Source organism: Paracoccus aminovorans (genome assembly GCF_001546115.1).
Lineage (GTDB): Bacteria > Pseudomonadota > Alphaproteobacteria > Rhodobacterales > Rhodobacteraceae > Paracoccus > Paracoccus aminovorans_B.
Genome location: NZ_KQ955208.1, coordinates 792100 through 804089, shown reverse-complemented (window position 1 = coordinate 804089; position 11990 = coordinate 792100). Strand labels below are relative to the sequence as shown.

Annotated in this window: 12 protein-coding genes, 1 tRNA gene and 1 pseudogene; 7 read left to right on the top strand and 7 right to left on the bottom strand. The window is 67.8% G+C overall.

The annotated features are described in order from the left end of the window. On the bottom strand, positions 1 to 594 hold a 594-nt coding region (locus tag ASV56_RS04160; RefSeq protein ID WP_156429134.1), incomplete at its 3' end, for a DDE-type integrase/transposase/recombinase. Between the two features lie 209 nt (positions 595 to 803). On the opposite strand from ASV56_RS04160, the gene ASV56_RS04150 reads away from it, so the two are divergent. Then, positions 804 to 1930 (top strand): IS3 family transposase gene (locus tag ASV56_RS04150; protein WP_156429061.1). Its coding sequence is split into 2 segments (ribosomal slippage): positions 804 to 1068 and positions 1068 to 1930, totalling 1128 coding nucleotides; the frame shifts between segments, so codons are not numbered across the junction. 248 nt (positions 1931 to 2178) lie between these two features. On the opposite strand, the gene ASV56_RS04145 is transcribed toward ASV56_RS04150, so the two are convergent. Continuing rightward, positions 2179 to 2253 (bottom strand) — tRNA-Asn (locus tag ASV56_RS04145). Between the two features lie 103 nt (positions 2254 to 2356). After that, positions 2357 to 3220, bottom strand: a complete 864-nt coding sequence (locus ASV56_RS04140) for an MBL fold metallo-hydrolase (RefSeq protein ID WP_062560901.1) — start codon at positions 3218 to 3220, stop codon at positions 2357 to 2359. Between the two features lie 58 nt (positions 3221 to 3278). On the opposite strand from ASV56_RS04140, the gene ASV56_RS04135 reads away from it, so the two are divergent. The 6 genes and pseudogenes from ASV56_RS04135 to ASV56_RS24320 all read left to right on the top strand — a co-directional run bounded on the left by ASV56_RS04135 (position 3279) and on the right by ASV56_RS24320 (position 7396). Continuing rightward, positions 3279 to 4619 (top strand): ATP-binding protein, encoded by a 1341-nt coding sequence (locus ASV56_RS04135; protein WP_062560900.1) that lies wholly within the window; start codon positions 3279 to 3281, stop codon positions 4617 to 4619. Positions 4620 to 4691: 72 nt separating this feature from the next. Continuing rightward, positions 4692 to 5618 carry an ACP S-malonyltransferase gene (gene fabD / locus ASV56_RS04130; RefSeq protein WP_062560899.1) on the top strand — a complete coding sequence of 309 codons (927 nt, stop codon included), beginning with the start codon at positions 4692 to 4694 and terminating at the stop codon, positions 5616 to 5618. A 63-nt stretch (positions 5619 to 5681) separates the two neighbouring features. Beyond that, on the top strand, positions 5682 to 6419 hold the full coding sequence (gene fabG / locus ASV56_RS04125) for a 3-oxoacyl-ACP reductase FabG (protein ID WP_062560898.1): 738 nt from the start codon (positions 5682 to 5684) through the stop codon (positions 6417 to 6419). 138 nt (positions 6420 to 6557) lie between these two features. Further along, on the top strand, positions 6558 to 6791 hold the full coding sequence (locus tag ASV56_RS04120) for an acyl carrier protein (protein WP_010397399.1): 234 nt from the start codon (positions 6558 to 6560) through the stop codon (positions 6789 to 6791). 130 nt (positions 6792 to 6921) lie between these two features. Continuing rightward, positions 6922 to 7110, top strand: a pseudogene (locus ASV56_RS24325) (ferritin-like domain-containing protein); the annotation flags it as partial. Between the two features lie 64 nt (positions 7111 to 7174). Continuing rightward, positions 7175 to 7396 (top strand): ferritin-like domain-containing protein, encoded by a 222-nt coding sequence (locus ASV56_RS24320; protein ID WP_253879865.1) that lies wholly within the window; start codon positions 7175 to 7177, stop codon positions 7394 to 7396. A 52-nt stretch (positions 7397 to 7448) separates the two neighbouring features. Here the strand turns inward: ASV56_RS24320 and ASV56_RS04110 are convergent, their stop codons facing one another. The 4 genes from ASV56_RS04110 to ASV56_RS04095 are packed head-to-tail and all read right to left on the bottom strand — an operon-like array spanning position 7449 to position 11978. Further along, positions 7449 to 8525 carry a BMP family ABC transporter substrate-binding protein gene (locus ASV56_RS04110; protein ID WP_062560897.1) on the bottom strand — a complete coding sequence of 359 codons (1077 nt, stop codon included), beginning with the start codon at positions 8523 to 8525 and terminating at the stop codon, positions 7449 to 7451. Positions 8526 to 8546: 21 nt separating this feature from the next. Beyond that, positions 8547 to 9425, bottom strand: coding sequence for an ABC transporter permease (locus ASV56_RS04105; protein WP_062560896.1), 879 nt, complete (start codon positions 9423 to 9425; stop codon positions 8547 to 8549). After that, positions 9422 to 10492 (bottom strand): ABC transporter permease, encoded by a 1071-nt coding sequence (locus ASV56_RS04100; RefSeq protein ID WP_062560895.1) that lies wholly within the window; start codon positions 10490 to 10492, stop codon positions 9422 to 9424. Before ASV56_RS04100 ends, ASV56_RS04105 begins: the two co-directional genes overlap by 4 nt. Continuing rightward, the gene (locus tag ASV56_RS04095) at positions 10479 to 11978 is read right to left on the bottom strand and encodes an ABC transporter ATP-binding protein (RefSeq protein WP_062560894.1); all 1500 of its coding nucleotides are present in this window, start codon (positions 11976 to 11978) and stop codon (positions 10479 to 10481) included. Before ASV56_RS04095 ends, ASV56_RS04100 begins: the two co-directional genes overlap by 14 nt. Positions 11979 to 11990: the final 12 nt, after the last annotated feature.

The following is an 11990-nucleotide window of genomic DNA, read 5'->3' as shown; positions in this document are numbered from 1 at the left end:
GCCGTTGTCCGTCAGGATCGTGTGGATGCGATAGGGCACGGCTTCCAGTAGATGCTCCAGGAACTCCCAAGCGGTCTTCCTGTCAGCCTTTTCGACGAGTTGGGTGACCGCGAACTTGCTCGTTCGGTCGATGGCCACGAAGAGATAGAGCTTGCCCTCGGCCGTCTGCACTTCGGCGATATCCATGTGGAAGAAACCGATGGGATAGCGCTTGAACCGCTGACGCTTCGGCTTGTCGCCGCCGATCTCAGGCAGGCGCGAGATGCCGTGCCGCTGAAGGCACCGATGCAGCGCTGACCGTGTCAGGTGAGGGATCGAAGGCTGTAGAGCATAGAGACAGTCGTCCAGCGGCAAGAGCGTGTGACGCCGAAAGGCAACGACCATTGCTTCCTCAGCCTCGCTGAGCACGGAGGATCGGGGCTCCTTGGGCCCAGTCTTCAAATCCTCGACCGTCTCGCGGTTACGCCATTTCGCCACGGTCTTCGGATTGATCCCAAACTCCTGGCTCAGTGCCGCGATCGAAGCTTGCGATCGCTGTATTGCTGCTCGAATGGCGTGCGTGGTCGTGGCGCAGCCGTGACGAACTTGTCCCATAGTGCTTCCTTCCATTCCGACGAATGGATCGCACCATCAAACCGTGGGATCAAACACCTAGGGCTGCTGACCCAGACCATCACCGAGCTGGGACCGGACGGAGCGGCCCGGCGTTCGACATGCCGAAAACCCCGCCATGGCGCTGGAGTGCCCCCACTGAAGTGGTCCACCCACTGGGATAGAAATATCCTGTTCAGGAGGACCATCAGATGGCAGGCAAGCGAGACAAACCGGAAGACATCGTTCTGAAGCTTCGACAGATTGAAGTGCTTCATGGACAGGGAATGGCAATTTCCGACGCGGTGCGGCAGATCGGCGTGACCGAGCCGACGTATTATCGCTGGCGCAAGCAGTATGGCGGCATGAACCGGGATCAGCTGAAGCGTCTCAAGGAGCTTGAGGCGGAGAACCAGCGGTTGCGGCGCGCGGTGTCAGATCTGACCTTGGACAAGATGATCCTGAGCGAGGCTGCACGGGGAAACTTCTAAGCCCTTCGCGCCGTCGCCAGTGCATTGACCATGTGCGGCAGGCGCTCGGCATATCCGAGCGCCGCGCCTGCCGCATCCTCGGGCAGCACCGCTCGACGCAACGCAAGGTTCCTTGCGGCGCCCCGGACGAAGAACGGCTGACGGAAGACATCATCACGCTCGCTCGCACCTACGGGCGATATGGCTATCGGATGATCACCGGATTGCTGAACAACGCCGGTTGGCATGTAAATCATAAACGCGTGGAACGGATATGGCGGCGTGAAGGGCTGAAGGTCCCGCAAAAGCAGGCAAAGAAGGGTCGGCTCTGGTTGAACGACGGGTCCTGCGTCCGTCTCCGGCCGGAGCACCCGAACCACGTCTGGTCCTATGATTTCGTTCAGGACCGGACACATGACGGACGGCTGTTTCGGACGCTCAATATCATCGACGAATTCACGAAGGAGGCGCTGGTGATCCGTGTAAACCGCAGGCTCAATTCCACCGACGTAATCGACGCCCTGACGGATCTGTTCATCTTGCGTGGCCCGCCTGCGTTCATAAGGTCCGACAATGGCGCGGAATTCATTGCCAAGAAGGTGCAGGGCTGGATCGGCGCAGTTGGTGCCAAGACCGCGTTCATCGAGCCGGGTTCACCCTGGGAGAACGGGTATTGCGAGAGATTCAACGCTCGATTCCGCGACGAACTCCTGGATGCAGAAGTCTTCTATTCGCTCAGGGAGGCCCAGATCCTCATCGAGCGATGGCGCCGCCACTACAACACTGTCAGGCCGCACAGCTCCCTGGGATACCGCCCACCCGCACCGGAAGCCGTCATCCCAATAGACCAGCGGCCGACGATGCACTAACAATCAACCCGGACCACTCGGTGGGGGCAGTCCAGGCGTCTCGAACCAGTCTGCCATGAAGTCCCCCGCGCGATTCACGCTTCCTACCATATATCGGAAGTCAAGACCCGGATACCCCAAAGGCTTGAGGTAAGGCCCGGTCAGACCTCTTCGCCCCTCAGCACGGTGCCGGGAAGCGTTTACGGTGCCTATGCTGTACTTGGGGACCTCGCACCGTGCGGCGGTATCGCCTAAGTGCTTGATTTTCTTGGCTCCGGCGGTAGGGATCGAACCTACGACCAATTGATTAACAGTCAACTGCTCTACCGCTGAGCTACGCCGGAACACGGGGCGGTGTATAGCCTCGCCTCTCGGAGGCGTCCAGAGGCATTCGCGGATTTTTTGCATCTTCGCGAAAAATCCGCGACTTCTGCGCGACCCAAAGGATCAATCCGCGGAAAACACTGAATTCGCGGCGATTTGGCCGGGAGTCGAGACCGCGCCAAGCTCGGAAAGCGCGATCAGATGCGCCAGGACATTGCGTGTCGCCGCCGGAATCAGCGCCGGCGCCACGTCGTAGATTCGCCGCGCCAGCGCCGTCGCATCGGCCGGACCCTCGCGCAGGGCGGCGAGGATCTGCGCCGTGCGCAGGCGGCGGTGCGCCGCGAGCTCGGCCAGCCGCGCGGGCGGGTCGGCGACCGCCGTGCCATGCGCGGGCAGAAGCTCAGCCGCGCCCAGTTGGTCCAGCCGCGACAGGGTGCGGAAATAGTCGCCCAGGTCGCCGTCCGGGGGCGAGATCAGCGTCGAGGACCAGCCCATCACCACGTCGCCGCAAAACACCCGGGCGCCGTCCTGAAAGCTCAGGTGACCAGCGAAATGGCCGGGCGTGTGCAGCGCCACCAGCCGCCATTCGTCGCTTTCCACCACCGCGCCGTCGGCCAGCGCCACATCGGGGGCAAAGTCGCGGTCCAGCCCCTCGCCGCCGGCGATGCCGCCCTCGGCCGCCAGGCGCTGCATCACGGCCGAACGTCCGGCCTCGGCGGGACCGAAGCCCAGGATCGGCGCTCCGGTTGCCTGCGAAAGCGCCCGTGCGCCGCCGGAATGGTCCAGATGCGCATGGGTCACGAAGATATGGCTGATCCGCCCGCCGGCCGCGGCCAGGATCGCCGCGCGATGCGCGGGCAGGTCGGGGCCGGGGTCGATCACCGCGACCTGGTCGCGGCCCAGCAGAAAGGTGTTGGTGCCCGGACCGGTCAGCGGAGAGGGATTGTCGGCGGCAATGATCCGCAGGTCTTTCGTGGCGTGTGTCATGCCGCTAACCTAGACGCGGGTCGGCCGGCTTTCCAAGGCCGCAATGAGGCGAAGGACGATGAATTTCGACTGGCTGAAGCGTTTCATGCCGCGCGGGCTCTACGGCCGCGCCGCGCTGATCCTGTTCCTGCCGGTGGTGGTGGTCACGGTCGTCGTCACCGTCATGTTCCTGCAGCGCCATTTCGAGGACGTGACCCGGCAGATGACCAGCGGCATGACCGGCGAGATCGGCCTGGTCGCGGCGCGGATCGAGGCGGCGCCGGACCTGGCGGCGGCGCGCGCCTCGGCCGACGCCGTCGCGGGACCGCTGGGGCTGGCGCTGACCCTGCCGGCGCCGGCGGCAGAGGGCGACCGGCATGCCTTCTATGATCTTTCGGGGCGCATCGTCATCGCCGAACTGCATGCGCGCGTGCCCGCCGTCGAGGCGGTGGACCTGAGCCAGCGCCGCGAGGTGCGGGTGACGCTGCGGGGCGGCAAGGGCGATTACCTGCTGGTGTTTCCGCGTGCCCGGGTCAGCGCCTCGAATCCGCATCAGCTGCTGGTGCTGATGGTCGGCACCTCGCTCTTGATGACCGCCATCGCGACGATCTTCCTGCGCAACCAGTTGCGGCCGATCCGGCGCCTCGCGCGCGCGGCCGAGGAATATGGCAAGGGCCGCATCATCCCCTATCGCCCGGCCGGGGCCAGCGAGATCCGCAGCGCCGGCACCGCCTTCCTGGAGATGCGCGCCCGCATCGAGCGCCAGAACGAGCAGCGCAAGCAGATGCTCTCGGGCGTCAGCCACGACCTGAGGACGCCCTTGACCCGGCTGCGGCTGGGGCTGTCGATGCTGTCGCCCGACTATCCGCCCGAGCAGGGCGAGATCGCGGCGCTGGAAGGCGACGTGGCGGCGATGGGCACCATGGTTGACGCCTTCCTGGACCATGCCCGCGACGCGGCCCAGGACGCGCCGCCGCAGTCGGAACCGGCGCTGGACTTCCTGCGCGGGATCGTGGCGGATGCGCAGCGCGGCGGTCAGGACGTGCGGCTGCACGCGCTGGCTGGCGACGAATCCGGCCGCGCCACCTTCAGCCGCGACAGCCTGCGCCGCGCCATCGAGAACCTGATCGGCAATGCCGTGCGCTATGGCGAGCGGGCCGAGGTCGATGCCGCGCTGGGGCCGAGCTATTTCCGCATCTCGGTCGAGGACGACGGGCCCGGCATCCCGCCCGAAAAGCGTGAGGAGGCTTTGAAGCCCTTTACCCGGCTCGACCCGTCCCGCAACCAGAACCAGGGCCAGGGCGTCGGCCTGGGCCTCGCCATCGCCGCCGACATTGCCCGCGCCCATGGCGGGCAATTGCGGCTGGGCGAGGGCGAGCGGCTGGGCGGCTTGCGGGCCGAGATCGTCATTCCGCGCTGAGCGGCGCGGTTGCGGGATGCCCCGCCGCGGGCTAAGCCTGTCGCAAGGACATAAGACAGAAGGGATTCCGCGATGCGGGCATTCGTATTTCCGGGGCAGGGCGCCCAGGTCGTCGGCATGGGGCGCGAGCTGGCCGAGGCCTATCCGGCGGCGCGCGCGGTCTTTGCCGAGGTGGACGAGGCGCTGGGCGAGAACCTGTCGGAGCTGATCTGGAACGGTGATAGCGAGACCCTGACCCTGACCCAGAACGCCCAGCCGGCGCTGATGGCGACCTCGCTGGCGGCATTCCGCGCGCTGGAAGCCGAGGGTTTCGGCATCCAGGACGCGGATTTCGTCGCCGGCCACTCGCTTGGCGAATATTCGGCGCTTTGCGCGGCGGGGGCGCTGAGCCTCGCGGATACCGCGCGGCTTTTGCGCCTGCGCGGCCAGGCCATGCAGGAGGCGGTGCCGGTCGGGCAGGGCGCCATGGCGGCGATCCTGGGGCTGGACTTCGCCACCGTCGACCAGATCGCGCGCGACGCGGCCGAGGGCGAAGTCTGCCAGGCCGCCAATGACAACGACCCCGCGCAGGTGGTGATCTCGGGCCACAAAGCGGCGGTGGAGCGGGCGGCGACCCTGGCCAAGGAGCGCGGCGCCAAGCGGGCGCTGATGCTGCCGGTCTCGGCCCCGTTCCACTCGGCGCTGATGCAGCCGGCGGCGGCGGTGATGGCCGAGGCGCTGGCGGCGGTCGAGATCGTGGCCCCCGCCGTGCCGCTGGTCGCCAATGTCCGCGCCGAGCCGGTGACCGAGCCCGGCGCCATCCGCCGGCTGCTGGTCGAGCAGGTGACGGGATCGGTGCGCTGGCGCGAGTCGGTCGAATTCCTGGCCGGGGCTGGCGTGACCGAGTTCTGGGAGATCGGCGCCGGCAAGGCGCTGTCGGGGATGATCAAGCGCGTCGCCAAGGAGGCGGTGGTGCGGAATGTCGGCGTGCCGGGCGATATCGCGGCGCTGAAAGCATAAGGGGGCTCTGCCCCCATCCCTGCGGGATTCCCCCGGAGTATTTGGAAAACGGAGAAGAGCTTGATGTTTGATCTGACGGGCAGGAATGCGCTGGTGACCGGGGCTTCGGGCGGGATCGGCGGCGCGGTGGCCGAGGCGCTGCATGCCGCCGGCGCCACGGTGGCGCTGTCGGGCACGCGCGAGGCGCCGCTGCGCGAGCTGGCCGAGAAGCTGGGATCGCGGGCGCATGTCGTGACCGCGAACCTGTCGGATGCCGCCGCCGTCGAGGCGCTGCCCAAGGCTGCGTCCGAGGCCATGGGCTCGGTCGACGTGCTGGTCAACAATGCCGGCATCACCCGCGACAACCTGTTCATGCGCATGTCGGACGAGGAATGGGCGCAGGTGATCGAGGTGAACCTGACCTCGAGCTTTCGGCTGTGCCGGGCGGTGCTGCGCGGCATGATGAAGGCGCGCTGGGGCCGGATCGTGAACATCGGCTCGGTCGTCGGCGCCACCGGCAATCCGGGGCAGGGCAATTATGCCGCCGCCAAGGCGGGCCTCGTGGGCATGTCGAAGAGCCTGGCCTATGAGGTCGCCTCGCGCGGGATCACCGTCAATTGCGTGGCGCCGGGCTTCATCGAGACGGCGATGACCGACAAGCTGAACGACGAGCAGAAGGGCCGCATCCTGACCCAGATTCCGGCCGGGCGCATGGGTTCCGCGCAGGAGATCGCGGCGGCGGTGCTGTATCTGGCAAGCCCCGAGGCGGGCTATGTCACCGGCGCGACCCTGCATGTCAACGGCGGCATGGCGATGCTTTGATCGTGGTTTATGCGGGTTGCAAGATCACGTCTCCGTGCTATATCCCGCACACAAGGCTGCAGGGGAACCGCCCTGGGCTGCGCCCGGCCATAGGCCGGACCATTTCTGGGCGGATGCCCGCGAAAACGAGGAAGAGACATGAGCGATATCGCTGATCGCGTGAAGAAAATCGTCGTCGAGCACCTGGGTGTCGATGAGGACAAGGTGACCGAGACCGCCTCGTTCATCGACGATCTCGGCGCCGACTCGCTGGACACCGTGGAACTGGTCATGGCGTTCGAAGAGGAATTCGGCATCGAGATCCCGGATGATGCCGCCGAGACCATCCAGACCTTCGGCGATGCCGTGAAGTTCATTCAGGGCGCGGTCTGATCCCTTCCGGGGACTGGTTCCAGGGGCGGTGCTTCCGATGCGGAAGCGCCGCCTTTTCTTTTTGTTTTCGCGGAACTGCCGGCATCTTCCGCCCGTTTAGGCGGCGAACCTGAAGAAAGGAGAGTGCCTCATGGCAGTCAACATCCAGGGTCTCAGCGACAATGCCCGCAAGACCGCCATCGCCGAACTGAACGCGCGCCTTGCCGATGCCGTGGCGCTGTCGGCCGCGATCAAGCAGGCGCATTGGAACGTCAAGGGCCGCAACTTCATCGCCGTGCATGAGCTGTTCGACACCGTCTTTGCCAATCTGCAGGTGCATGTCGACACCATGGCCGAGCGCGTGCAGGTGCTGGACGGCGTCGCCGTCGGCACGGTCGAGAAAGGTGGCCAAGGCCAGCACCCTGAAGGAATATCCGACCGACCTGACCAAGGCCGAGGACCATATCAAGGCGGTCTGCGAGCGGATGCGCGATTACGGCAAGAAGGTGCGCGAGGCCATCGACACCACCGACGAGGCCGGCGACGCCGATACCGCCGATCTGTTCACTGCCGCCTCGCGCACGGCGGACAAGGACCTGTGGTTCATGGAAAGCCACCTGGAATAGGCGCCGCGCCAGAGGCGGAAAGACGGGGCCGGCTTCGGCCCCGTTTCGGTTTTCACTTCGGCATCGGCGCGGTGATGCCCTCGACATAGAAGTTCATGCCGCGCAGGTCCTCGTCGCTGGCCGTCTGGCCCTCGGCCAGCCAGTCGCTGCCGTCCTGCTTCTTCAGCGGGCCGGTGAAGGGGTGGTATTCGCCCGAGGCGATCTTCGCCTTCAGCGCCTCGGCCTCGGCCTTGACCTCGGCAGGGACGGCCTCGGTGATCTCGCCGATCTCGACCTCGCCCTCGCCGATGCCCAGCCAGACCGAATGCGACGTCCAGGTCCCGCCCAGCACCGCGCCGACGCGCTTGATGTAATAGGGCGCCCAGTTGTCGATGATCGACGAGACGCGCGGCGTCGGCTTGAAGGCCGCCATGTCGCTGGCCTGGCCGAAGCCGATGGCGCCGGCCTCCTGCGCCTTGGCGAGCGGCGCGGTCGAGTCGGTGTGCTGCAGGATCACGTCCACCCCCTCGGCGATCAGGGCGGCGGCGGCATCGGCCTCTTTCGCCGGGTCGAACCAGGTATAGGCCCAGACCACCTTCATCTCGACATCGGGGTTCACCTTCTTGGCGTGCAGGTAGGAACTGTTGATGCCCTGCACGACCTCGGGGATCGGGAACGAGCCGATATAGCCGATCTTGTTCGACTTGGTCATGCGCCCGGCGATGGTGCCCATGACGGCGCGGCCCTCGTAGAAGCGGGCGTCATAGGTCGCCAGGTTCTCGGCGGTCTTGTAGCCGGTGGCGTGCTCGAACTTCACGTCGGGGAATTTCTTCGCCACGTTCACCGTCGCGTCCATGAAGCCGAAGCTGGTGGTGAAGATCAGCTTGTGGCCCGACAGCGCCAACTGGGTGATGGCGCGCTCGGCATCGGCGCCCTCGGGGACCGATTCGATGAAGGTGGTCTCGACGCGGTCGCCGTATTTTTCCAGCACCGCCTTGCGGGCGAGGTCATGCTGGAAGGTCCAGCCGCCGTCGCCGACCGGGCCGACATAGATGAAGCCGACCTTCAGCTTTTCCCCATGGGCAAGGGCGGGCAGGGCCGAGGCGGCGACCAGCGCGGCGGCGCTGCCAAGAAGGGTTCTGCGTTTCATCCGGGTCTCCTGAAAAAGGCGCTAGCGCAGCGCGTGGAAGGACCGCCCGAGCGAGCCAGGGGCAGATCCCCCGCCCGAGCGGCCGAATTTCTGCCGGGCCGAGATCAGCACCAGCACGAGGATCGTGGCGAGATAGGGCGCCATGCTGAGCAGTTGCACCGGCACCGCGACCCCGGCCGCCTGCAGGCGCAGCTGCAGCACGGTGACGCCGCCGAAGAGCCAGGCCCCGGCCAGGACGCCCCAGGGGTTCCATTGCGCAAAGACCACGATGGCGAGCGCGATCCAGCCGGCGCCGGCCGTCATGCCCTCGGTCCATTGCAGCACGGTGGCGATCGAGACATAGGCCCCGCCCATCCCCGCCATGGCGCCGCCGAAGGCGATGGCCAGGATGCGGACGCGGCGCACCGGATAGCCAAGCGCATGGGCGGCATCGTGGTTTTCGCCCACCGCGCGCAGGATCAGACCGGGGCGGGTACGGGTGAGGCCCCACCACACCGCCGGCACCAGCGCGAGGCCCAGCCAGATCATGCCGTTCAATCCCAGCGGCCCGGCCATCATCGCCGGCGCCTTTACGCCTTCGTAGGGCTTGCCGAACATCGCGGTCAGGCCCAGGCCGAACAGCACCAGCGCGAGGCCGGTCGCGACCTGGTTCGACAGCAGGTATTGCGTCATCACCGCGAACAGCATCGACAGCGCCGCGCCGGCCAGCGCCGCCACGGCAAAGCCGACCGCCGGACTGCCGGTGGCATGGGCGGCGGCGAAACCGGCCAGCGCGCCGCCGATCATCATGCCCTCGACGCCCAGGTTCAGCACGCCGGCGCGCTCGACGACCAACTCGCCCAGGGCCGCGAACAGGATCGGCGTCGCGGCGCCCATCAGCAGGATCAGGACGGTCATCATGCGCGCCTCCGGATGCGATAGCGGGTCAGGATGTCGAAACCCAGCAGGAAGAACAGCAGCATGCCCTGGAACACCTGCACCGTGGCGGCGGGCAGGTTCAGCATCATCTGCGCCAGTTCGCCGCCGATATAGGTAAGCGCCATCAGCAGCCCGGCCAGCAGGATGCCCAGGGGGTGCAGCCGGCCCAGGAAGGCCACGATGATCGCGGTGAAACCATAGCCCGAGCCGAAGCTCTCGGTGATCTGGCCCGCCGGCCCCGCGACCTCGAACAGGCCCGCCAGGCCGGCCAGTGCGCCCGAGACGCCCAGGCACAGCGCCACCAGCCGCTCGGGGCGCACGCCGGCGAAGCGCGCGGCGCGCGGCGCGGCGCCGGCGGTGCGGATCTGGAAGCCCAGGATATGGCGCGACATGACGAACCAGGTCAGCGCCAGCGCCACCCCGGCCGCGACCACGCCCCAATGCAGGCCGCTGCCCGCGATCAGCTCGGGGTTCGCGGCGGCCTCGTATTGCTGCAGGTTGCGCGAGCCGGGGAAGTTGAAGCCCTCGGGGTTCTTCATCGGGCCGAAGGCCATCCAGGCGGCGATCTTCTGCGCCACATAGACCAGCATCAGCGAGACGAGGATTTCCGAGGCGCCGAACCAGTTCCTCAGCAGCGCCGGGATCATGCCCCAGGCCCAGCCGCCCGCCGCGCCGGCGAGGATCATCGCCGGAAAGATCCAGAAGGCGTCCAGCGGATAGGCCGCCAGCGCCACGGCCGCGCCGCAGATCGCGCCGATGATGTATTGCCCCTCGGCGCCGATGTTCCAGATCCCGGCGCGGAACCCCAGCGCCAGCCCGCAGGCGATCAGGATCAGCGGCCCGGCCTTGACCAGCAGCTGCGGCCGCGAATAGCCGCTCGCGGGGCCGAACAGCGGATCCCAGAAGATGGTGCGGATCGCGGCCAGCGGGTCGAAGCCCATGGCGGCGAACAGGATGCCGCCGACCAGCATGGTGGCCAGCACGGCCAGCACGGGCGTGGCGATCTGCCAGCCCAGGGACGCGCTGGCGCGCGGCTCAAGCCGGAACATGCGCCACCTCCATGCCATGCGCCCCGCCCAGCATCAGCCCGATCTCCTCGAGGCTCAGGCCCTCGGTCGGGCGCGGTGCCGACAGCCGGCCCTCGTTCAGGGCGCAGAAGCGGTCGGACAGTTCCAGCAGTTCGTCCAGGTCCTGCGAGATGACGATTACCCCGGCCTCGTTGCCGGCCAGGTCCAGAAGCGCCTGCCGGACCTGCGCGGCCGCGCCGGCATCGACGCCCCAGGTCGGCTGGTTGACGACCAGCACGCGCGGCTTGCCCAGGACCTCGCGGCCGATGACGAATTTCTGCAGGTTCCCGCCCGACAGCGCCCCGGCGGCGGTGCCGGGGCCGGGGGTGCGGACGTCGAAGGCCCGGATCACGGCTTCGGCAAAGCGCCGCGCCGCGCCGTGGTCGACCAGCCCGTGCCGCACCAGGCCCTGCCGCGCGCCGGCGGTCAAGAGCGTGTTCTCGGCCAGCGAGAATTCGGGCACGGCGGCATGGCCCAGCCGGTCCTCGGGCGCGGCCAGCAGGCCCAGCCGGCGCCGCGCCTCGGGGCCCATGGCGGAAAGGTCGGTGCCGTCCATGACCACGGTGCCCGGCGCGGTCGGCTCTTCGCCCGACAGCGCGGCCAGCAGCGCCTCCTGCCCGTTGCCGGCGACGCCGCCGATGCCCAGGATCTCGCCCGCGCGGAGCGTCAGCGAGACGCCGCGCAGCCCCGCGGCGGACAGGCCCGAGACCGCCAGGATCTCGGCCCCCGGCACCCGGCCGGAACGGTCGACGACCCGCATCTCGGCCCCGACCATCATCGCCGCCAGTTCGCGCGCGGAATGGGCGCGCGGATCGACGGTGCCCACCACCTTGCCGTGGCGCAGGATGGTAGCGCGGTCGCAATGCGTGCGGATCTCGTCCAGCTTGTGGCTGATATACAGGATCGCCGTGCCCTGCGCGGCCAACTGGCGCAGGGTGGCGAACAGGATCTCGGCCTCCTGCGGGGTCAGGACCGAGGTCGGCTCGTCCATGATGAGCAGGCGCGGATCCTGCAGCAGGCAGCGGATGATCTCGACCCGCTGCCGCTCGCCCGCCGACAGGCTGGCGATGCGGCGGGCGGGGTTCAGCGGCAGGCCATAGGCCTGGCTGACCTCGGCGATGCGGCGGGCCAAGTCGGTGCGCGGCGGCGGGTTCTCCATCCCCAGCGCCACGTTCTCGGCCACGGTCAGCGCGTCGAACAGCGAAAAATGCTGGAACACCATGGCGACGCCGGCAGCCCGCGCCGCGCGCGGATCGGCCGGCGCGTGGGGGGCGCCCAAAAGCGTCATCGCGCCGTCGTCGGGCCGCACCAGGCCATAGATCATCTTGACCAGCGTGGACTTGCCGGCGCCGTTCTCGCCCAGCAGGGCGTGGATCTCGCCCGGGCCGACGGCAAAGCTGACAGCGTCATTGGCGCGCACGCCGGGATAGGTCTTGCCCAAGCCCTCGGCCTGGAAAACATCGGTCACGATGCGCCCCTG